Genomic DNA, 21,739 nt, shown 5'->3' on the forward strand with positions numbered 1-21,739 from the left:
TTGTTGGTTAGGGCTTGCGAAACAGTTCACGGCTGACCAGCGGGCGGCCACCCAGGTGCACCGCCAGGGCCTGGCGCATCAGGCGCTTGGCCGCCGACAACGCGCCCGGCGCATCCCAGTCGGCCTCGGACATGGCCAACAGTTCGGCACCCTGGAACAGGCCGGGCTGCAACAGATACACCCGTTCAAGGCCGGCGTCCACCTGGAGGCGATACATGCCGTCGCTCGAAAGCGGATCGCCGTTGACGTCCGCATCGAGGGCGAAACCGTAACCCAGGTCGTCCAGCAGACGCCACTCGAAAGATCGCAGCAAGGGTTCCAGCGCGCGCCCTTCGGCCAGGGCTGCCAGGGTCGCGGCGTAGTGTTCGAACACACCGGGGTGGGGATCTTCGGCGGGGAGCAGGCGAATCAGCAGCTCATTGAGGTACAGGCCGCTGAACAGCGCATCGCCTTCAAGCCAGGCGGCGATGCCTGCGCTCTCCATGCGTCCGACGTTCTTCAGTTCACCGCGCCCGCGAAACTCGACGTCCAGCGGCACGAACGGCCGCGCCAGCGAGCCTGCCTTGCCACGGGCGCTGCGCAGCACGGCACGCAGCCGGCCCTGAGGCGTGACGAAATCCACCAACGCGCTGTTTTCCCGGTAGGGCCGGCTGTGCAGCACGTAGGCGAGTTGGCTGGCGGGAGCGTTTGGGGACATGCACTTCTCGATGAACGAACATGGACTCATGGTCAACTGAAACCACTGTGGGAGCGAGCTTGCTCGCGAAAGCGATGTGCCAGTCAACATTGATGTTGAACGTTACACCCTCTTCGCGAGCAAGCTCGCTCCCACAAGTGAAGCAACAAGTGCTTACAGGTCGCCGTAACCCAGCGAACGCAGGGCGCGTTCGTCGTCGGACCAGCCGCCCTTGACCTTGACCCACAGGTTGAGCATGACCTTGGAATCGAACAGCACTTCCATGTCGCGGCGGGCGTCGGAGCCGATGCGCTTGATGCGCTCGCCCTTGTCGCCAATGATGATCTTCTTCTGGCCGTCACGTTCGACGAGGATCAGCGCATGGATGTGCAGGGTCTTGCCCTGCTGCTTGAATTCTTCGATCTCGACAGTGATCTGGTACGGCAGCTCCGCACCCAGCTGGCGCATGATCTTCTCGCGCACCAGTTCGGCGGCCAGGAAGCGGCTGCTGCGGTCGGTGATCTGGTCTTCCGGGAAGAAGTGATCGTTTTCCGGCAACTGCTCGGCGATCACCTTCTCCAGCGCTTCCAGGTTGTGCCCCTGCTGCGCGGAAATCGGGATGATCTGGGCGTTGGGCAACTGCTCCTGCAACCAGGCCAGGTGCGGCATCATGTCGGCCTTGTCTTCGATGCGGTCGGTCTTGTTCAGCGCGACGATCAGGGGGCCGGTCACATACTGCACGCGCTCCAGAACCATCTGGTCCTCGTCGGTCCACTTGGTGCGGTCCACGACGAAGATCACCACGTCGACGTCTTTCAACGCCGCCGAAGCGGTCTTGTTCATGTACCGGTTGAGCGCCTTGTCGCTGCCCTTGTGCATGCCGGGGGTGTCGACGTAGATGGCTTGCACGTCGCCTTCGGTCTTGATGCCCAGCATGTTGTGGCGGGTGGTCTGCGGCTTGCGCGAGGTGATCGCCAGCTTCTGGCCGAGGATGTGGTTGAGCAGCGTCGACTTGCCCACGTTTGGCCGGCCAACGATGGCGACATAGCCACAGCGTGTTGCAGTTGTATCAGTCATTGCCATTCTCCACACCAAGGGCGATAAGTGCTGCGGCCGCGGCTACCTGTTCGGCAATGCGACGGCTGACACCCTGTCCCCGGCTTTTTTCATTCAGTAAGGTAACTTCGCATTCGACGAAGAAGGTCCGGCAATGCGGCTCGCCCTGGATGTCCACCACTTCATAGCGCGGCAGTTCACAGGCGCGGGACTGCAGGAATTCCTGCAGCCGGGTTTTCGGGTCCTTGTTGGTGTCGACCAGCGTCAGGCTGTCGAACTCGCTGGCCAGCCAGGACAGCACGCGCTCGCGCGCCATTTCCATGCCCGAATCCAGGTAGATCGCACCGATCAGCGCTTCCAGGGCATCGGCCAGAATCGACTCGCGACGGAAGCCGCCGCTCTTCAATTCGCCGGAGCCCAGGCGCAGGTACTCACCCAGATCGAATCCGCGGGCCAGCAGCGCGAGGGTTTCGCCTTTCACCAGGCGGGCGCGCAAGCGCGACAACTGGCCTTCACGGGCCTGAGGGAAACGCTCGAACAGCGCTTCACCGGCCACGAAGTTGAGGATGGCATCACCGAGGAATTCCAGACGCTCGTTGTTGCGTCCGGCAAAGCTGCGGTGGGTCAAGGCCAGAACCATCAGTTCCTGGTCTTTGAAGGTATAGCCGAGCTGACGCTCCAGGCGACTCAATGACACGCTCACGGTTTACCCACGCTGAATTCGTGGTCGAACTTGACCACCAGATCGATGTTCTGGATCAGTGGCTCTCGTTGTTCGTATTTCAAATGGGCGAGGAACCTGTTGTTCTCCGTCGTCACTGTTAACGCCTTGTTCAAATCCAAATCCCGAATGTTATTGACCTGCATGCCTTTGGCCACATAGTCATGGAAATCACTGCTGCTGTTGATCTCCGCGGCGTTGTCGGTGCCGGCGGCTTCGATGATTTTCTTCATCGACATGTAATCGAGGTAATGCGGCACTACCTTGGCTGCGGTACTTGCTGCAAATGCAAGGACGGCCAGCAAAACCAGCCACCCAATGAACGACAAGCCTTTTTGCGAACCGGCAGATGTCATGTGTGCCCTCAAGAATAGTCTGTCCCTGCGGCATGCAGGGCAAACCCCGCAAGCTTAGACCGCTGAAATGACATACGGCGCTGTGTCACACAGCGCCGCAGCGGTTACTTGATCAACCCGACTCGCGAGAAGTTGGGCAGGTGGCTCAGCTTCGGCTCCGGCCAGCTCATCCACACGGCAAAGGCCTTGCCGACGATGTTCTTGTCGGGAACCATGCCCAGCTCTTCCTTGGGAATGTTGGGGTCATCCCAGTAGCGGCTGTCATTGGAATTGTCGCGGTTGTCGCCCATCATGAAGTAATGGCCGGCCGGGACTTTCCACTCGTGGTCAGGCGGCGCGCGGTAGCGGCTCATCTCCTGACGAATCTGGTGCTCGACCTCGCCCAGTTTCTCGTTGTACAGCTCGGCGCTGCCCAGGGTCCCGGGCTCCGAACCGATCAGCTGCTTGGCGACCAACTGGCCGTTGACGAACAGCTGCTTGTCGTTGGTATAGCGCACGCTATCGCCCGGCAGGCCGACAACGCGCTTGATGTAGTTGACGTTCGGATCGCTTGGGTAGCGGAACACCATCACATCCCCGCGCTGCGGATCACCTACCGGGATGACTTTCATGTCGATCACCGGCAGACGGATACCGTAGGAGAACTTGTTGACCAGGATGAAATCGCCCACATCCAGCGTCGGCTTCATCGATCCCGAAGGAATCTGGAACGGCTCGACCAGGAACGAACGCAACACCAGCACGATGAACAGGACCGGGAAGAACGACTTGCCGTATTCAACCAGCAGCGGTTCCTTGTTCAGTTGCTCGACGACGGCGACATCCGGCTGGCTCACGCTGCCCTGATAATTCGCAATGGCCGAACGCCGACGCGGCGCCAACACGATCAGATCGATCAGCGCCAGCAAACCGCAGACAAAAACGGCAATGACCAACAACAGCGGGAAATTTAGTGACATAGGGCCTGATTATTCCAACCTGAGCACTGCAAGGAAGGCTTCCTGTGGAATTTCCACGTTGCCGACCTGCTTCATGCGTTTCTTACCGGCCTTCTGCTTTTCAAGCAGCTTGCGCTTACGGCTCACGTCGCCACCGTAGCACTTAGCCAGTACGTTCTTTCTGAGTGCCTTGACGGTTGTACGCGCGATAACCTGGCCGCCGATGGCTGCCTGGATTGCCACGTCGAACATCTGACGAGGAATCAGTTCTTTCATCTTCTCGGTCAACGCACGGCCTTTGTAGGCAGCGTTGTCGCGGTGCACGATCAGCGCCAGCGCATCGACCTTGTCGCCGTTGATTAGGACATCGAGCTTGACCAGGTTCGCCGACTGATAACGATCGAAATGATAGTCCAGCGACGCATAACCGCGACTGGTCGACTTCAGACGGTCGAAGAAGTCCAGGACCACTTCGTTCATCGGCAAGTCGTAGGTCACCTGGACCTGGGTGCCGAGGAACAGCATGTCGTGCTGGATACCGCGCTTCTCGATGCACAGCGTAATGACGTTGCCCAGGTGCTCTTGAGGCACAAGGATGTTCGCCCGCACGATCGGCTCGCGCATGTCTTCGATGCTGGAGAGATCCGGCAGCTTCGACGGGTTGTCGACGTAAATGGTTTCACCGGTCTTGAGCAACAGCTCGAAGATTACGGTTGGCGCCGTGGTGATCAGGTCCAGGTCGTACTCGCGCTCGAGGCGCTCCTGGATGATTTCCATGTGCAGCATGCCCAGGAAGCCGCAACGGAAGCCGAAGCCCAGCGCGTCGGAGCTTTCCGGCAGGTATTGCAGCGACGAGTCATTGAGCGTCAGCTTCGACAGCGCATCGCGGAAGTCTTCGAAATCGTCGGAGCTGACCGGGAACAGGCCGGCGTAGACCTGAGGCTGGATGCGTTTGAAGCCTGGCAGCACTTCGACGTCCGGGGTGGAACTCAGGGTCAGGGTGTCACCCACCGGCGCACCGTGGATGTCCTTGATGCCGGCGATGATGAAGCCTACTTCGCCCGCTTTCAGGTCCACTGTTGCCGTGTGCTTGGGGTTGAACACACCGACGCTGTCCACCAGGTGGATCTTGCCGGTGGACTTGACCAGGATCTTGTCGCCCTTCTTGACGCGGCCGTGACGCACGCGCACCAGGGAGACGACGCCCAGGTAGTTGTCGAACCAGGAGTCGATGATCAGCGCTTGCAACGGCGCTTCGATGTCGCCGGTCGGCGCCGGGATGGTCTGGACCAGACGCTCCAGCACTTCGTCAACGCCCATGCCGCTCTTGGCGCTGCACGCCACGGCGTCGGTGGCATCGATACCGATGACCTTCTCGATCTCGTCCTTGACGCGATCCGGATCGGCCTGGGGCAAGTCCATCTTGTTCAGGACCGGCATGACTTCCAGGCCCTGTTCGATGGCGGTGTAGCAGTTGGCGACGGACTGCGCTTCCACGCCCTGACCGGCATCGACCACCAGCAGCGCGCCCTCGCAGGCGGCCAGCGAGCGGCTGACTTCATAGGTGAAGTCCACGTGGCCCGGGGTGTCGATGAAGTTCAGCTGGTAGGTCTTGCCGTCCCGCGCCTTGTAATAGAGGGTAACGCTGTGGGCCTTGATCGTGATCCCGCGCTCACGCTCCAGGTCCATGGAATCAAGCACCTGAGCTTCCATTTCGCGCTCGGACAGGCCGCCGCACATCTGGATGAAACGGTCAGCCAGCGTCGACTTGCCATGGTCAATGTGGGCGATGATGGAGAAATTGCGGATATGACTCAAATCACTCACGGATCAACACTCGAAAAATATTGCAGGCAGACTGCCCGCCGAAAATAGCCGGGAATTGTACCTGAAGGAACGCTCGGGCGTCACTGCGCACGTGCAGCGGCAAATCCGGGCGCCCTTCTGGCACAAAAAAGGAGCGATCCTGCCGCTCCTTTTCCGTCATGGCTGATTATTCGGCCAGTTTGAAGGTGATGAAGGTGGCGCGCCCCTGGCGAAGCACTCGCATCGACACCGAACGGTTCTTCGGCAGGCCCTTGGCCACTTCAGTGAACTGCTTGGCGGTGGTGATCGCCTGGTTGTTCAGGTGAGTGATCACATCGCCCGTCTGCAGGCCGATCATCGAGGCAGGACCGTCCTGCACGTCCTTGATGACCACGCCGCCCTTGAGGTCCAGCGACTTCATCTGCTCGGCGGTCAGGTCGGTGACCGAAACACCCAGACGGTTGCTGCTGCGCTCGACACCCGCATCGGCGGCGCCCATTTCCTCGCCTTCGGCAGGCAATGCGCCGACGGTGACCGTCACTTTCTGGCGCTTGCCGTCGCGGATCACGTCCAGTTCGGCCTTGCTGCCGTCCTTCAGGTTGCCGATCAGGTGCGGCAGGTCTGCCGACATGACGATTGGCGTGCCGTTGGCGCTGAGAATCACGTCGCCGACCTGCAGGCCACCCTTGGCCGCCGGACCGTCTTCCAGAACCTGGGCGACGAGCGCACCGGCCGGTTTATCGAGACCGAACGACTCGGCCAGGTCCTTGTTCACTTCCTGGATCACGACACCCAGCCAGCCGCGGTTGACCTTGCCGTTGGCCTTGAGCTGGTTGGCCACGTCCATCGCCACATCGATCGGGATGGCGAACGACAGACCCATGAAGCCGCCGGAACGGGTGAAGATCTGCGAGTTGATACCCACCACTTCGCCCGCCATGTTGAACAGCGGACCACCGGAGTTGCCCGGGTTGATCGCGACGTCAGTCTGGATGAACGGCACATAGGTGTCGTTCGGCAGGCTGCGGCCCTTGGCGCTGACGATACCTTTGGTCACCGAGTGATCGAAGCCGAACGGCGAGCCGATGGCCAGCACCCACTCACCCACCTTGAGCTTGTCGGAGTTGCCCAGCTTGACGGTGGGCAGGTCCTTGCCGTCGATCTTCAGGACCGCAACGTCGGTGCGCGGGTCGGTGCCGATCAGCTTGGCTTTCATTTCGCTGCGGTCGGACAGGCGGACGAGGATCTCGTCGGCGCCGTCGATCACGTGGTTGTTGGTCAGGATGAAACCGTCGGCCGAGATGATGAAACCCGAGCCCAGGGACTGCGCTTCACGCTGGCGATCGCCCTTTCCAGACCCTGGCGGACGCGATCCTGGCGGCATGCTGCGCTCGAGAAACTCGCGCAGCATCGGCGGCAGGCCTTCCAGATCGGGCACCTGGCCCTGGGCCACCGAACGTTCCGGCATTTTCTGCCGCGTACTGATGTTCACGACGGCAGGCGACGCCTGCTCCACGAGGGTGGTGAAGTCAGGCAGGGCTTCTGCCTGGGCAGTGAGGACCTGCCCGAGCATGAGCACGGCGGCCATCCAGGACAGGTAGGTTTTCAAGCGTGGTATCGACATACGGCTCCCGTTCACAACGAGCATGGATAAGCGGTACGAACCGACAGGTTCGAGGAGCATTCACACAGTGCAGTCTTGCTCAGTGTTGGGCTCTTAACCAGTGTTTTACTCCAGGTCAGCTTTCTAAAAGCTGAAACGACAAAGGCCAGAGCTGCGAAGCTGTGACCTATAGAAAAAAAAGAGTGTGATTGCAACCTGCAAAGCTGACCAAACATTTCAGCATCTCGTGCAGAGCCCGCGATTGCTAGGCTAGAGGCCCGGAACGCCCAATATGAAACCTTTTTCATAGTGAGCGTACCGGTTCAGGCAGATTACTTCTTGGCAGCGGCCGGCGGCGCGGCGTCGCCATTACGCATAGACAGCGCGATGCGTTCAGCCGTGCCGATCGGGATCTCGCCGACCACAGTCACCATCGCATCGCCCTTGGGCGTTGTCAGGCGCCGGGAAACGGCGACGGTCGGGCCGAGCTGGGTGCGAATGTCAGTCACGGCGGCCCCGCTCACAGGCTCGATGAACACGGAGAAGCGCGCCAGGCCATCGTCATACATGAGGCTGGTGACCAGCGCCTTGGAGTCGGGGTCCTTGCGTGCTGCAGCGCCGCTGAGCTCAAAGCCGGGCGGCAGCCAGTCGGAATGCCAGGCCACCGCAGGCTTCTGCGCCTCGGGCTTGGCCTTGGCCACTTCGACCTGCTTGCAGTCGCCACTGGGCTCAAGCGCCTGGTCAGTCGGTGCGGCGGTGTTGAACTCGGTGAACTGGAAACGCTCGAGCAACTGCCCTTTATCGCTCAACAGCAGCGACTTGAGGGGCAACCCGGTTTCCTTGTCCAGATGCAGTTCGATGCCGAAGCGATGCTGATCGCGGGGCGTCAGCGTCACGACCACGGCAGGACGACCGGCCACGCGGGAATCCCCGGCGACCTTGATGTCATACCAGGACGACAGCTTGGCAGCGTCGAAGCCATGGCCCGGCGAATCCGGGATGTTCGAGACCCCCGCAACCAGAGTACCGCTGACGCATTGAGTCATGCCGTCAACGCGCAGCACTTCCTGGGCGGAGCCATCGAGCTGTAGGAGATGTTCACGAACCTTGCCATCGGCAACGCGATGCCAGATTCGGTGAGTTGAAAAGCTCCCATTTCGCTCGTAGACGAACGTGCCCTGGAAGCTTTGCTGTTGCTCTGCCTGCGCAAGACGCTTGAGCTGGTCTTGCGCGTCATCGGCATGAGCTGGAAGGACCAGCCATCCACCAAGCAGAAGCGGCAATAGACGGATGGCGCGCATGATCCTCCTTAACGGTTTTCCAGACTGGCAGCACGTGCGTACGGCAGAGCGCTTTCAGTGCCTTTCAACGCAGCTTGTTGGGCGTGTTGACGCAGATAGCCTGGCAGACGCTGGTCATGCCAGCCGGCCTGGTTCTGCAATACGCCACTGGCCATCGGGCCTGGGGTCTGGTCGTTGCTCTCGGTGTAGCCAGCCAGCACTGCCGGGCCTTTTACCTGAGGCATGGCGATGTTGGCAGGCTGTGCCGATTGCTGTGCCAGTTGGGCACCGGCGATTTCATCCTGGTTGTACAGGCGCACACCGGCCAGAACGGCGACGGTGACCGACGCAGCTACAGCCAGGCGACCCAGCGTACGCCAAGGACCACGACCGGCCTTGAGTGGGCTGACTTCGTCGGCGATGGCGGCGGATACAGCGGCCGAAATATCCAGATGAGGCATCAGCAGTTCTTTGTGCATCGCTGCACGAGCAATCTGATAACGCGACCATGTGGCACGTGTATCCGCATCGTCGATTGCATTGAGCACTCGACGTAATTCCAATTCGTCCGCTTCGTTATCCATTACCGCGGACAGCGATTCCTGCAGGGCTTCACGACTCATGGCGGTTCCTCTCATATGGCTATCGCCGCTGTCTCAGGTTTCCTGCAACAAAGGTTGCAGGGCTTTATCAATGGCTTCCCGAGCGCGGAAGATGCGAGAGCGCACGGTACCAACCGGGCATTGCATAACGCTCGCAATGTCCTCGTAACTCAGACCGTCAAACTCACGCAAAGTTAGAGCAGTACGTAAATCTTCTGGCAGTAGCTGGATGGTCCGATGGACGGTGCCCTCGATCTCATCCCTCAACAATGCCCGTTCCGGCGACTCGATGTCCTTGAGGCCGTGATCGCCATCGTAGAACTCCGCGTCTTCAGATCTCACATCGCTGTCCGGCGGCCGCCGACCTCGCGACACCAGATAGTTTTTCGCCGTGTTGATGGCGATACGGTACAGCCACGTATAGAACGCACTGTCGCCGCGAAAGTTTCCAAGCGCGCGGTAGGCCTTGATAAAGGCCTCTTGCGCAACATCCTGGGCTTCGTGGGTGTCGTGGACGAATCTCACGATCAACCCAAGAATCTTGTGCTGATATTTCACCACTAGCAGATCAAAGGCTCGCTTGTCGCCGCGCTGTACGCGTTCGACCAGTTGCTGATCCTCTTCCTGGGTTAGCATGAACACTCCTCATAGAGCTCAAAGGAGTGTTGCAGAGGCTGGCTCACAGGCTTGCAAACATAGACTCGGGCTTTACGCAAAAGTTCTCCCCCCTTCAAGCAAGTTTCCGGCGAGCGTCGGTAGCCCGCACGAAAAACGCAGCTCGAACCAGGTCGGCTGCGTGAATAATCTTGTCGTCGAAAGCGCTTGCGCAGGTGATCAAGCCACCCTTGCAGAACGCCGACGCTGTCCCTTTATCGGCAACCCTCTATTGAACGTAGGGCTTTATGAAAAGTTCCCACTATTTGTTCTAGAGCGTGAGACGCACACCGCCGTGTCAGACGGATCCAATCCGATCATGAGTGCCTGATCGAAATAGCCCGCCGGACGGTATGCACAATACCGCGCAGTAGCGCACAATCCGCCCCCGCTGCGATTCACAATTGCCATAAAATCCTGGCCATTGTGCCGCCACTACACCTTACATACTAGGCTCCGTTGGAAATGTTTTGATGCGAAGGTGATGCGGTTTTCACTGCACAATCACCGAGCGTCGGGACATTTCGTACGCAGCCACAGGCCATATAGAAGCCGAGAGAACAATGAGTCGACACTTTCAACATGACGTACTGGTGATCGGCAGCGGTGCTGCCGGCCTGAGCCTGGCGCTGACCCTCCCCTCCCACCTGCGCATTGCGGTGCTAAGCAAGGGCGATCTGGCCAATGGCTCGACCTTCTGGGCCCAGGGCGGCGTAGCGGCGGTGCTGGACAACGCCGACACCGTGCAATCCCATGTTGAAGACACGCTCAATGCCGGCGGAGGCCTGTGCAATGAAGACGCCGTGCGATTCACGGTGGAGCACAGCCGCGAAGCGATTCAGTGGCTGATCGACATGGGCGTGCCGTTCACCCGCGACGACACCTCGGCAGTGGTGGACGGCGGTTTCGAATTCCACCTGACCCGCGAAGGCGGGCACAGCCATCGGCGTATCATTCATGCTGCCGACGCCACCGGGGCGGCGATCTTCCGCACGCTGCTGGCCCAGGCCAAGTCACGCCCGAACATCGAGCTGCTGGAGCAGCGCGTCGCGGTCGACCTGCTTACCGAACGCCGCCTGGGCCTGGACGGCCAGCGCTGCCTGGGCGCCTACGTGCTGGACCGCAGCACCGGCGAGGTCGATACCCACAGCGCCCGCTTCACGATTCTGGCGTCCGGTGGCGCAGCGAAAGTCTACCTCTACACCAGCAACCCCGACGGCGCCTGCGGCGACGGCATCGCCATGGCCTGGCGGGCGGGCTGCCGGGTCGGCAATCTGGAATTCAACCAGTTTCACCCCACCTGCCTGTATCACCCGCAGGCCAAGAGCTTCCTGGTGACCGAGGCCCTGCGTGGTGAAGGTGCCTATCTGAAGCTGCCCAACGGCGAACGCTTCATGCAGCGCTTTGATTCCCGCGCCGAACTGGCCCCGCGAGACATCGTCGCCCGGGCCATCGACCATGAAATGAAGCGCCTGGGGGTGGACTGCGTTTACCTGGACATCAGCCACAAACCAGAAGAATTCGTCAAAAGCCACTTCCCCACTGTTTATGAACGCTGCCTGGAATTCGGCATCGACATCACCCGCCAGCCGATTCCCGTGGTGCCTGCTGCGCACTACACCTGCGGTGGCGTGGTGGTTGACCAGCACGGCCGCACCGACGTACCGGGGCTTTATGCCATCGGCGAGACCAGCTTCACCGGGCTGCACGGCGCCAACCGCATGGCCAGCAACTCGTTGCTGGAATGCTTCGTCTACGCCCGGTCGGCCGCCGCCGACATCGTCGCGCAGCTGCCGCAAATCCCCCAGCCACAAGGGCTGCCCCAGTGGGACGCCAGCCAGGTGACCGATTCGGACGAAGACGTGATCATCGCCCACAACTGGGACGAGCTGCGGCGCTTCATGTGGGACTACGTGGGCATCGTGCGCACCAACAAGCGGCTGCAACGCGCCCAGCACCGGGTGCGCCTGCTGCTGGACGAGATCGACGAGTTCTACAGCAACTACAAGGTCAGCCGCGATTTGATCGAGCTGCGTAACCTAGCCCAGGTGGCAGAGCTGATGATCGCTTCGGCCATGGCCCGCAAGGAAAGCCGTGGGCTGCACTACACGCTGGACTATCCAGAGATGCTGCCAGAAGCGGTGGACACTATTCTGGCACCGCCCACCTTCGACGGCTGAACTTGAGCCGCAGACGCAGGCGCCGGTGATCGTCCGGCACCATTGCGTCAGCCGCGATGCACAGGCTGCGCACCCAGCGTCGCTCCAGCCAGTGCCCCGTCGCGGGGCGATACCTGAGCAATATAAGGAACGGCAACGCCACGCTGTCCGGGCGCAGTTGCACCGGCCGCCAGCCATGACGGCGGCTCCACAGCTGCCAACCGCTGGTATCCCGACGCAATGCAGTCTGCGCGTCTGGGGCGTCGAGCAGGATCGACCGGCGCAGGTAGCGAGCCCCGTGCAACAGGCACAGCGCTACGCCGAGGGCCTTGGCCCACGCCGGGACGGCTAGAAGGAAAGTCGACACAAGGGCCAGCGACAGGCAGCCCAGATATGCCGTCAGCAGGATTCTGGAACCCCGCCAGCGGCATTCGAACCGGTCATTTCGGCTGGACACGGTCCAGAATCATGCGAACCATGCGCTGCAATTCCGGATCCTGCGACTCGCCGCGCTGCATGAACCAGACGAACATGTCCTGGTCTTCGCAGGTCAGCAGGCGCACATAGAGTGCACGGTCCACGTCATTGAGCGATGGATAGACTTCTCTGACAAACGGCACCAGCAGGACATCCAGCTCGAGCATGCCGCGGCGGCTGTGCCAAAAGAGACGGTTGAGTTCAACATCTTCGACCATGGGGCGCTCCTCGAATTTGACGGCGAGTATACAGGGGCGAATCCGGTTGGCGTACCCGCGATTAGTCGCAATGGATTGCATAAACGAAGCACGGCACTATGATGGTGCCCCAGACTTCTTCCCTGCGATGACCCATGGCCGATTCAGCTTTCTTCTGCCCGCTGTCCCACGAAGGTGTGCTTGCCGTTCGCGGCGTGGACGCCAGCAAGTTTCTTCAAGGCCAACTGACCTGCAACATGGATTACCTGAGCGATGCCAAGGCCACGCTCGGTGCCCGCTGCACGCAAAAAGGCCGCATGCAATCCAGTTTCCGCATTCTGCTGGAAGGTGATGGCGTGGTGATGGCCATGGCCGGCGAGCTGATCGAAGCCCAACTGGCGGACCTGAAAAAATACGCTGTCTTCTCCAAGTCCAAGCTGACCGACGAAAGTCCGGCCTGGGTGCGATTCGGCGTGAACGACGGTCAGGCCGCACTGGCCAGCCTGGGCCTCGAGCTGGCGGATGAGACCGATTCGGTCGCCCGCGCCAATGATCTGGTCGCCATTCGCGTCTCCCCTGCCCGCGCAGAACTCTGGGTTCGTGCCGAGGCAGCAGCCGATGTGCGCAATCGTTTGGCCGCGCAGTTGCCGGAAGGCTCGCTGAACGACTGGCTGCTGGGCCAGATCCGCGCCGGTATCGGTCAGGTGTTCGGCCAGACCCGTGAAGAATTCATCCCGCAGATGATCAACCTGCAGGCCGTTGGTGGCGTCAGCTTCAAGAAAGGCTGCTACACCGGTCAGGAAATCGTCGCGCGCATGCAGTACCTGGGCAAGCTCAAGCGTCGCCTGTATCGCTTGACTCTGGAGGGCACCGACCTTCCTGAACCTGGCACCGAGCTGTTCTCTCCCGTTCACACAAGTTCTGCTGGCAACGTGGTGATTGCAGCGCGCAGCGGCAACGCTGTAGAACTGCTGGCGGTGTTGCAGGCCGACGCCGTGGAGAACGGTCAGATTCATCTGGGCGCACCTGAAGGCCAGCCGCTGCAACTGGCAGAGCTGCCCTACACTCTGGATGCCAAGCTTGAAACCCAGCGTTGAACCGCAGCGATAACAACCGTGTCAGACGTCAGCGCAGTGGTCTGCGCCCCTGCCATCGCACGGCACGCGGCGCTGGTCGTAATGCAATATCCAGAGATTCCGTATGAGTAGCATGGCTGACAAGGTGCAGAGGGACCTGATCAAGGCGATCGACAAGGACGCCTTGTTTCTGCCTACGCTTCCTGAAGTGGCAATGAAAATCCGTCTGGCGGCCGAAGACTCGGAAATCACCATCGCCGACCTCTCCAAGGTGATCGGCAGCGACACTGCGCTGTCCGCCCGCCTGATCAAGGTGGTCAACAGCCCATTGCTGCGGCCTAACTTCGAGGTCAGCGACGTGCTGACTGCGGTGCGCCGGCTGGGCGTGAACTACAGCTGCAACCTGGCGATCGGGCTGGTGGTGGAGCAGATGTTCCACGCCAAGTCCGAGGTCATCGAAACCAAGATGCGCGACATCTGGAAGCTCAGCCTGCAGGTGGCCGGGGTCAGCAGCGCGCTGAGCCAGCGCCGTGGAATGCTCAAGGCCGACAAGGCGACGCTGGCGGGCCTGGTGCATCTGATTGGTGTGCTGCCTATCCTGACCTACGCCGAGGACAACTTCGAATTGCTGGCCGATCCGGTGAGCCTGAACCATGTGATCGAGCGCATTCACCCGATCATTGGTGAGCGTTTGTTGCGCTCGTGGGACTTCCCCGAAGCGCTGGCCATCGTTCCCCGGCAGTTTCAGAACTTCACCCGCGTTTCGACCCAGGCTGATTATGTGGATCTGGTGCAGGTAGCGTCCGTGCATGTGCACGAAGCAACGGGCAGGCCGTATCCGAATCTGGATGTGATGGCGATGCCGGCGGTCAACCAGTTGGGCCTGAACATGGCCGACGGGGCGCTGATCAACGAAATGAACGAGGCGATGACGCTGCTCTACTGAGCCTGAGAGACCGCTCCCGCGGGCAAGCCCGGCTGCTACGGGGTTTGTTGAGATGCTGCGACATTCGTCTGACCTCGACCTGTGGAGCGGGCTCGCCCGCGAAGGCGGCGGATCAGGCACCATCGAAGCTTCTGGCCGGACGCTTTCGCGGGCAAGCCAGGTTCCACGGGTGTCGATGCACCGCTCCCCCCGTAGCAGCACGGCTTGCCGGCGGGGCGATGCCGAGGCCGCCGACGCCGGCAAGCCGGACTGCTACGGGGTTTGTTGAGATGCTGCGACCTTCGTCTGGCCCCGATCTGTGGGAGCGGGCTCGCCCGCGAAGGCGGCGGATCAGGCACCATCGAAGCACTGGCCGGACGCCTTCGCGGGCAAGCCAGGTCCCACGGCTGTCGATGCACCACTCCCCGTAGCAGCACGGCTTGCCGGCGGGGCGATGCCGAGGCCGCCGACGCCGGCAAGCCGGACTGCTACGTCGGGACGCGGTGTTCGTTCCGACAAGTCCTGACACACCTTGACCCGTAGCAGTCCGGCTTGCCGGCGTCAGCGATCTTCAAGATGTCCCGCCGGCAAGCCGTGCTGCTACGAGGCGGTTTCGGGGGCCGGGAAGGTCACGCGGACTTTCAGGCCCCGCTCTGCGCCGTCGTGCAAGGTGATTTTTGCCAGGTGCGCGCGGCAGATTTCTCCGACGATGGCCAATCCCAACCCTGCCCCATTGCCCTGCTGCTGACGGCGATAGAACCGTTCAAACACCCGGTCACGCTCGTGCATCGGGATGCCCGGGCCGTCGTCTTCGACTTCCAGCACGCAAGGCGCATGCACCCGCAACACCACGTTGCCGCCCTTGGGCGTGTGGGCCAGGGCGTTGTCCACCAGGTTGCTGAGCAATTCGTTAAGCAAGGTGGGTTCACCGCGCATCCACACCGGCTGGTCGGCTTCAAGCGCCAGCGACACGCCACGGGCATGGGCCAACGGCGCCATGGCCATGCCCAACTCCCGCGCCAACTGGCTGAGATCGAGCAATTCGGCGCCGCCTTCGGCAATCGCCCTCGCGCCGTTTTCAATACGCGCCAGAGACAGCAACTGGTTGGCCAGATGGGTCAATTTGTCAGTACCCGTTGCGGCACTTTCAAGGGTGCTGCGCCACGCGGCCGGTTCCTGATCGCGCAGCCCCAGTTCCACCCGCGCCTTGAGGGCCGCCAGCGGAGTGCGTAGTTCATGGGACGCATCGGCGATGAACTGCGCCTGCCGCTCGAACTGCATGCGCAGGCGCTCGGTGAAGTGGTTGAGCGAACTCACCAGCGGACGCAGTTCATGCTGCACTTCCACCAACGGCAGCGAGCGCAGGTCATCGGGCTCGCGCTCCTCCACTGCCGCACTGAGGCGATCCAGCGGGCGCAGCGCCGCGCTGACCGTGAACCACACCAACAGCAACGCGCCGCCACCCAGCATCCCCAGCCGCAGCAGGGTATCGGCCATCAGCGCCCGGGCCATGCTCACCCGTTGCTCTTCGGTCTCGGCCACGCGAATCTCGGCCATGCCGTTCATGTTCGGCTCGCTCACCGGCTTGAGCAGGCTGACCACCCGCACGTCCTGCCCCAGGTAGCGGCCACTGTAGAACTTGGCCAGCGCGGGGTAATCGTCAGTGCGCGGAGTGCCGGATGGCGGCGCGGGAAGATTTTCGTAACCGGAAATCAGCTTCTGGTCGATGTCGTTGACCTGGTAGTAGATCCGCCCGGCGCTGTCGTAAGCAAAGGTGTCCAGAGCCACATAGGGCACGTCGGCGCTCAGGGTGCCGTCGCGCTCGGACAGGCCTGCGGCAATCGTGCGCGCCGAGGCCAGCAGCGTGCGGTCATAGGCCGTATCGGCCGCTTCCCGGCCATTCCAGTAGGCGCTCATGCCACTGGCGATCATCAACACCACCAACAACAAGCCCAGATTCCACAGCAGGCGCCAGCGCAGGCTGTTTTCGGCTGCGCGGAACGGGTTAAACATCCCGGCTTTCCAAGAGGTAACCCAAACCACGGAAAGTGACGATGGCGATCGGATGCCCGTCGAGCTTCTTGCGCAGGCGGTGGACATAGATCTCGATGGCGTCGGCGCTGGCTTCCTCATCCAGGCCGAACACCTGCGAGGCCAGTTGCTCCTTGCTCATCACCCGGCCGGGGCGGGCGATCAGCGCTTCAAGCACCGACTGCTCGCGGGACGTCAGGGTCAGCGTGTCATCGCCCAAGGTGAAGCGGCGGGTGTCCAGGTCATAGACCAGCGCCCCGCAGCGCTGCTGGCGCTCGCCCCCCAGCACGCTGCGCCGCAGCAGGGCCTTGACCCGCGCCTCCAGCTCGGACAGCTCGAACGGCTTGGCCAGATAATCGTCGGCGCCCAGGTTGAGGCCGTGGACCCGGTCCTTGACGTCGCTGCGGGCAGTGAGCATCAGCACCGGGGTGTTCTTGCCCCGGGAACGCAAACGCGCCAGCACCTCGAAACCGTCCATGCGCGGCAGGCCGACATCAAGAATCGCGACCGCGTATTCTTCGCTGCTCAAAGCCAGGTCAGCGGCAACGCCATCATGCAGCACGTCCACGGTCAGGCCGCTGCCCTTGAGCGCCAGCGCGACACTTTCGGCCAGTTGCAGATGATCTTCGACGAGCAGGACACGCATCGGTTTCTCCCGATTGAGGCGTTTGGTGGGGGCGGAGTTTACAGACGCGCCGCCGTCTGTGAAGGGCTGAAACATTTAAAGAATAGACAGAACCGACGGCTGTGCGGCTGACGAAAGGTTCATGAAAGGTAGTTGAAAGGTTGATGAAAGCTTCACTGATTAGGATCCGGTCACGACTCGTTACGATTGCGCCATTCACGGCCTGCGTAACGCCCCAGGGTCGTGACGAAAAACGCCTCGATGCGTTTTCAACAATAAAAACAATATCGGAGTCATCGGTGATGCCATCACTGCAATCACAGGCCCTTGTGCCGTCTGAATCCCGTCCTGTTTTGAGTTCGCTTCGCCGCTTGCGCGCGCGATGTGTCGTCACGTCTGCATTCCCGTCCGTATCTGCCTGACCGTACGCCCTTTAAAAACAACAACTCCGTCGGAGACTGACCATGAACCTATCGTTGCGCCGTATCAGCGTCGCTGCCAGTTGCATGCTGGTGGCCACTCAATTGTGGGCCGCAGAACCCAACCGTCCTGAATGCATCGCCCCGGCCTCCCCCGGCGGCGGCTTCGACCTGACCTGCAAGCTGGCGCAGAGCGCGCTGGTCAACGAGAAGCTGTTGAGCAAGCCGATGCGCGTTACCTACATGCCAGGCGGCGTGGGCGCGGTGGCGTACAACGCGGTGGTCGCTCAGCGTCCGGCCGATGCAGGCACCCTGGTGGCGTGGTCCAGCGGCTCGCTGCTGAACCTGGCGCAAGGCAAGTTCGGTCGCTTCGATGAAAACGCGGTGCGCTGGCTGGCAGCCGTCGGCACCAGCTACGGCGCCATCGCTGTGAAAGCAGATTCGCCTTACAAGAGCCTCGACGATCTGGTCAAGGCGCTCAAAGCCGACCCGAGCAAAGTGGTGATCGGTTCCGGCGGCACCGTCGGCAGCCAGGACTGGATGCAGACCGCGCTGATCGCCAAGGCCGCCAGTATCAACCCGCGCGACCTGCGATACGTGGCCCTGGAAGGCGGTGGTGAAATCGCCACGGCCCTGCTCGGCGGCCACATCCAGGTAGGTTCCACCGACATTTCCGACTCCATGCCGCACATCCTCAGCGGCGACATGCGCCTGCTGGCGGTGTTCTCCGAGGAGCGCCTGGACGAGCCGGAAATGAAGAACATCCCGACCGCCAAAGAGCAAGGCTACGACATCGTCTGGCCGGTGGTGCGTGGCTTCTACCTGGGACCAAAAGTGACCGACGAGGAATACAACTGGTGGAAAGCCTCGTTCGACAAACTGCTGGCCTCCGAGGATTTCGCCAAGCTGCGTGACCAGCGCGAGCTGTTCCCCTTCGCCATGACCGGCCCTGAGCTGGACACCTACGTGAAGAAGCAGGTCGCGGACTACAAGATGCTGGCCAAGGAATTCGGCCTGATTCAGTGATTGAACCCTCTTAACCGGTTCTCGATTGATCGACTAGGTGCAGCGCCTCTGAAACAGGCGCTGCCCAGGAGCTTCCTATGGTCTTGCAACGACTGTTCGCCTTCGTGCTGCTGCTGGCCTGTATCGGCCTGGCACTGATGGCCTGGCCTTATCAGGCCCCGTTTTCCTACGAACCTGTTGGCCCCCGCGCGTTTCCGCTGCTGATGCTGGGGCTTATGGGCATTTCGCTGTTGTACATGGTGTTTCGTCCGGCACCGATCAAGCACTCCGAAGACGAGCCGCCGCTGGATCGTGAAACCCTGATCAAGATCGCCGCCTGCACCGCCCTGCTGCTGATCTTCGCGGGTTGCTTCGAACCTCTGGGCTTCGTGCTCAGCAGCATCCTGATCGGCATTCCGATGGCCCGCCTGTACGGCGGCCGCTGGCTACCGAGCATCGTCATCACCACCTTGATGAGCATCCTTTTGTACGTGCTCTTCGACAAAGTGATGGATGTGCCTCTGCCCCTGGGCCTGCTCGACGTTCTGGAGAACTGATATGGATACGCTCGGTTACCTCGGCCAGGGCTTCGGCGTCGCATTGACCCCGTACAACCTGGTCACCGCCCTTTCGGGCACCCTGATCGGCACCATCGTCGGTCTGTTGCCGGGTCTGGGCCCGATCAACGGCGTGGCGCTGCTGATTCCGATTGCCTTCGCCCTTGGCCTGCCGCCTGAATCGGCGCTGATCCTGCTGGCGGCGGTGTACCTGGGCTGCGAGTACGGCGGGCGCATCAGCTCGATCCTGCTCAACATTCCAGGTGAAGCGTCCACTGTAATGACCGCACTGGACGGCTACCCGATGGCTCGTCAGGGTCTGGCTGGCGTGGCCCTTTCGCTGTCGGCGTGGAGTTCGTTCATCGGCGCCTTCATCGCCACCTGCGGCATGGTGATGTTCGCCCCGCTGCTGGCCAAATGGGCGATTGCCTTCGGGCCGGCGGAGTATTTCGTGCTGATGGTCTTCGCCATTGTCTGCCTCGGCGGCATGGCCGGTGACCGACCGCTCAAGACCTTCGTCGCGGCGCTGATCGGCCTGTTCCTGTCGAGCATCGGCATCGACGCCAACAGCGGCGTGTACCGCTTCACCGGCGACAACATCCACTTGGCCGACGGCATTCAGTTCGTGGTGCTGGTGCTGGGCCTGTTCTCGGTCAGTGAAATCCTGCTGTTGCTGGAGAAGACTCATCGCGGCCAGGAAGCGGTGAAAGCCACCGGGCGCATGATGTTCAACTTCAAGGAAGCCAGCTCGGTGTTCATCGTCAACATCCGCTGCGGCCTGATGGGCTTCATCATGGGCGTGCTGCCGGGTGCCGGTGCAACGCTGGCCAGCGCCGTGACCTACATGACCGAGAAACGTATCGCAGGCGCGAGCGGAAAATTCGGACAAGGCGACATGCGCGGCCTGGCAGCTCCTGAAACCGCCATCGGCGCGACCGCCTGCGGTGCACTGGTGCCAATGCTGACCCTGGGCGTTCCAGGTTCGGGCACCACCGCGGTGATGATCGGCGCGCTGTCGCTGTACAACATCACCCCCGGCCCTCTGCTGTTCCAACAGCAACCGGACATCGTCTGGGGCCTGATCGCCTCGTTGTTCATCGCCAACATCATGCTGGTGATCCTCAACATCCCGATGATCCGCATCTTCACCCGCATCCTCGCCGTGCCAAACTGGGCACTGGTGCCGGTGATCGCGATCATCACCGGGATCGGCGTCTACGCGGTTCACGCCACCACCTTCGACCTATTCCTGATGGTCGGCATCGGCATCTTCGGTTACATCCTGCGCAAGCTGGACTTCCCGCTGTCGCCGATCCTGCTGGGCTTCATTCTCGGCGGTCTGATGGAACAGAACCTGCGTCGCGCGCTGTCGATCTCCAACGGCTCGATGGACATCCTCTGGTCCAGCCCGATCACCCTGGGCGTGTGGGTGGTGACTGCGTTCATGCTGGTCCTGCCGCTGATCCGCATCTGGCGCAAGCGCAGCGTCCAGCGTCGCGCACTGGCCGATGTCTGACCGGCCCTTCAAGACGTGGTGGGGAACACCGCTGGTCGGCCTGCTGGGGGGATACCTCGCCAGCCAGGTCGGCTGGCCCTTGCCCTGGATGGTCGGCTCGTTGCTGGCGATCATCCTGGTCCGCTGCCTCACCCCGTGGCAGCTGGCTGAAATCCCCGGCGGCCGCAAATGCGGCCAATGGGTGGTCGGCATCGGCATCGGCCTGCACTTCACTCCGGTCGTCATCGAACAAGTCCTTTCGCACTTTGGCCTGATTTTCATCGGCGCACTGGTGACCAGCGTCTCCAGCGTGGTCGGCGTGTGGCTGATGCTGCGCACCGGCGAAGACCGCGCCACGGCGTTCTTTTCCAGCATGCCCGGCGGCTCTGGGGAGATGGTCAACCTCGGCGCGCGCAATGGCGCGATCCTCAGCAACGTCGCCGCCGGTCAAAGCCTGCGGGTGCTGGCGGTGGTGCTGTGCGTTCCGGCGATCTTCAAATACCTGATGGGCAACGGTGCCCCGCCCTCCCACGCGGTTGTGGTGGACTGGACCTGGCTGGCGGTGTTGTTTCCCCTCGGCGCGCTGGTTGCCTGGGGCTGGCAACGCTTGAAACAGCCCAACCCGTGGCTGTTCGGGCCGTTGCTGGTGAGTGCGGTGGTCAGCGTCGGTTTCGATCTGCACACCGGCCTGCCCAACGGCGGCAGCCAGATCGGCCAGTGGCTGATCGGCAGCGGCCTGGGTTGCCACTTTAACCGCGCGTTCTTTCGCCGCGCGCCGTCGTTCATGGGCCGTACGCTGATCGGCACGGCGCTGACCATGAGCATCGCCGCGCTGTGCGCCTGGATCCTCAGCGCTGCAACGCACCTGGATCTACGCTCGCTGACCCTGGGTATGATGCCCGGTGGCATCGCCGAGATGAGCCTGACGGCGGAGGTGTTGCAGTTGTCGGTGCCGTTGGTGACGGCGATGCAGGTGATGCGGCTGTTGTTTGTGTTGTTTCTGGCTGAGCCGTTGTTCAGGTACTGGAACAAACAGCCGACCTGACGAAATACCCACCCGTAGCAGCACGGCTTGCCGGCG

At 61.7% G+C, this 21,739-nt stretch carries 21 protein-coding genes; 7 read left to right on the plus strand and 14 right to left on the minus strand.

Annotated elements, in window-relative coordinates:
* Positions 1 to 7: 7 nt before the first annotated feature.
* From recO to rpoE, 10 genes are all read right to left on the minus strand, one after another.
* Positions 8 to 697: a DNA repair protein RecO gene (recO, locus tag NPS29_RS23615; RefSeq protein WP_274135517.1), complete on the minus strand. Its 690-nt coding sequence runs from the start codon at positions 695 to 697 to the stop codon at positions 8 to 10.
* Between the two features lie 153 nt (positions 698 to 850).
* Entirely contained in the window at positions 851 to 1,753 is a 903-nt protein-coding gene (era, locus tag NPS29_RS23620) for a GTPase Era (protein ID WP_274135518.1), read from the minus strand.
* The gene (rnc, locus tag NPS29_RS23625) at positions 1,746 to 2,435 is read right to left on the minus strand and encodes a ribonuclease III (RefSeq protein WP_274135519.1); all 690 of its coding nucleotides are present in this window, start codon (positions 2,433 to 2,435) and stop codon (positions 1,746 to 1,748) included. Before rnc ends, era begins: the two co-directional genes overlap by 8 nt.
* Positions 2,432 to 2,809: a DUF4845 domain-containing protein gene (locus NPS29_RS23630; RefSeq protein ID WP_274135521.1), complete on the minus strand. Its 378-nt coding sequence runs from the start codon at positions 2,807 to 2,809 to the stop codon at positions 2,432 to 2,434. Before NPS29_RS23630 ends, rnc begins: the two co-directional genes overlap by 4 nt.
* 104 nt (positions 2,810 to 2,913) lie before the next feature.
* A complete protein-coding gene (lepB, locus tag NPS29_RS23635; protein ID WP_274135523.1) occupies positions 2,914 to 3,768 on the minus strand; it encodes a signal peptidase I in 855 nt (284 codons plus the stop codon).
* A gap of 9 nt (positions 3,769 to 3,777) precedes the next feature.
* Positions 3,778 to 5,574, minus strand: coding sequence for a translation elongation factor 4 (lepA, locus tag NPS29_RS23640; RefSeq protein ID WP_274135525.1), 1,797 nt, complete (start codon positions 5,572 to 5,574; stop codon positions 3,778 to 3,780).
* 166 nt (positions 5,575 to 5,740) lie between these two features.
* Positions 5,741 to 7,141: a DegQ family serine endoprotease gene (locus tag NPS29_RS23645; RefSeq protein ID WP_400605181.1), complete on the minus strand. Its 1,401-nt coding sequence runs from the start codon at positions 7,139 to 7,141 to the stop codon at positions 5,741 to 5,743.
* 347 nt (positions 7,142 to 7,488) lie between these two features.
* Positions 7,489 to 8,457, minus strand: a complete 969-nt coding sequence (locus tag NPS29_RS23650; protein WP_274135526.1) for a MucB/RseB C-terminal domain-containing protein — start codon at positions 8,455 to 8,457, stop codon at positions 7,489 to 7,491.
* A gap of 8 nt (positions 8,458 to 8,465) precedes the next feature.
* Entirely contained in the window at positions 8,466 to 9,059 is a 594-nt protein-coding gene (locus tag NPS29_RS23655; RefSeq protein WP_274135527.1) for an anti sigma-E factor RseA C-terminal domain-containing protein, read from the minus strand.
* A 33-nt stretch (positions 9,060 to 9,092) separates the two neighbouring features.
* Positions 9,093 to 9,674, minus strand: coding sequence for an RNA polymerase sigma factor RpoE (gene rpoE, locus NPS29_RS23660; protein WP_037014368.1), 582 nt, complete (start codon positions 9,672 to 9,674; stop codon positions 9,093 to 9,095).
* A 581-nt stretch (positions 9,675 to 10,255) separates the two neighbouring features.
* Here rpoE and nadB point away from each other — a divergent pair.
* On the plus strand, positions 10,256 to 11,872 hold the full coding sequence (gene nadB, locus NPS29_RS23665; protein ID WP_274135531.1) for an L-aspartate oxidase: 1,617 nt from the start codon (positions 10,256 to 10,258) through the stop codon (positions 11,870 to 11,872).
* On the opposite strand, the gene NPS29_RS23670 is transcribed toward nadB, so the two are convergent.
* Both NPS29_RS23670 and NPS29_RS23675 read right to left on the minus strand, forming a co-directional pair.
* Complete coding sequence (locus NPS29_RS23670; protein ID WP_274135533.1) at positions 11,841 to 12,308, minus strand: protein YgfX; 468 nt, start codon at positions 12,306 to 12,308, stop codon at positions 11,841 to 11,843. The two genes, nadB and NPS29_RS23670, sit on opposite strands and share 32 nt — an antisense overlap.
* Entirely contained in the window at positions 12,292 to 12,546 is a 255-nt protein-coding gene (locus tag NPS29_RS23675) for a succinate dehydrogenase assembly factor 2 (RefSeq protein WP_274135535.1), read from the minus strand. The genes NPS29_RS23670 and NPS29_RS23675 overlap by 17 nt, the downstream gene beginning before the upstream one ends.
* 134 nt (positions 12,547 to 12,680) lie before the next feature.
* On the opposite strand from NPS29_RS23675, the gene NPS29_RS23680 reads away from it, so the two are divergent.
* Together NPS29_RS23680 and NPS29_RS23685 are read left to right on the plus strand one after the other, a co-directional pair.
* On the plus strand, positions 12,681 to 13,622 hold the full coding sequence (locus tag NPS29_RS23680) for a YgfZ/GcvT domain-containing protein (protein ID WP_274135536.1): 942 nt from the start codon (positions 12,681 to 12,683) through the stop codon (positions 13,620 to 13,622).
* Between the two features lie 103 nt (positions 13,623 to 13,725).
* Positions 13,726 to 14,547 carry an HDOD domain-containing protein gene (locus NPS29_RS23685; protein ID WP_274135537.1) on the plus strand — a complete coding sequence of 274 codons (822 nt, stop codon included), beginning with the start codon at positions 13,726 to 13,728 and terminating at the stop codon, positions 14,545 to 14,547.
* A gap of 579 nt (positions 14,548 to 15,126) precedes the next feature.
* On the opposite strand, the gene NPS29_RS23690 is transcribed toward NPS29_RS23685, so the two are convergent.
* A complete protein-coding gene (locus NPS29_RS23690; RefSeq protein ID WP_274135538.1) occupies positions 15,127 to 16,539 on the minus strand; it encodes a sensor histidine kinase in 1,413 nt (470 codons plus the stop codon).
* Positions 16,532 to 17,203 carry a response regulator gene (locus NPS29_RS23695; RefSeq protein WP_274135539.1) on the minus strand — a complete coding sequence of 224 codons (672 nt, stop codon included), beginning with the start codon at positions 17,201 to 17,203 and terminating at the stop codon, positions 16,532 to 16,534. Before NPS29_RS23695 ends, NPS29_RS23690 begins: the two co-directional genes overlap by 8 nt.
* Positions 17,204 to 17,640: 437 nt before the next feature.
* Between NPS29_RS23695 and NPS29_RS23700 the strand changes: the two genes are divergently transcribed.
* The 4 genes from NPS29_RS23700 (at position 17,641) to NPS29_RS23715 (ending at position 21,703) form a co-directional block, all read left to right on the plus strand.
* Complete coding sequence (locus NPS29_RS23700; protein WP_274135544.1) at positions 17,641 to 18,627, plus strand: Bug family tripartite tricarboxylate transporter substrate binding protein; 987 nt, start codon at positions 17,641 to 17,643, stop codon at positions 18,625 to 18,627.
* Positions 18,628 to 18,704: 77 nt separating this feature from the next.
* On the plus strand, positions 18,705 to 19,163 hold the full coding sequence (locus NPS29_RS23705) for a tripartite tricarboxylate transporter TctB family protein (RefSeq protein WP_274135540.1): 459 nt from the start codon (positions 18,705 to 18,707) through the stop codon (positions 19,161 to 19,163).
* Position 19,164: 1 nt separating this feature from the next.
* On the plus strand, positions 19,165 to 20,679 hold the full coding sequence (locus NPS29_RS23710) for a tripartite tricarboxylate transporter permease (RefSeq protein WP_274135541.1): 1,515 nt from the start codon (positions 19,165 to 19,167) through the stop codon (positions 20,677 to 20,679).
* Entirely contained in the window at positions 20,672 to 21,703 is a 1,032-nt protein-coding gene (locus NPS29_RS23715; RefSeq protein ID WP_274135542.1) for an AbrB family transcriptional regulator, read from the plus strand. The genes NPS29_RS23710 and NPS29_RS23715 overlap by 8 nt, the downstream gene beginning before the upstream one ends.
* Positions 21,704 to 21,739: the final 36 nt, after the last annotated feature.

It is taken from the genome of Pseudomonas putida (assembly GCF_028682175.1).
GTDB lineage: Bacteria > Pseudomonadota > Gammaproteobacteria > Pseudomonadales > Pseudomonadaceae > Aquipseudomonas > Aquipseudomonas putida_AD.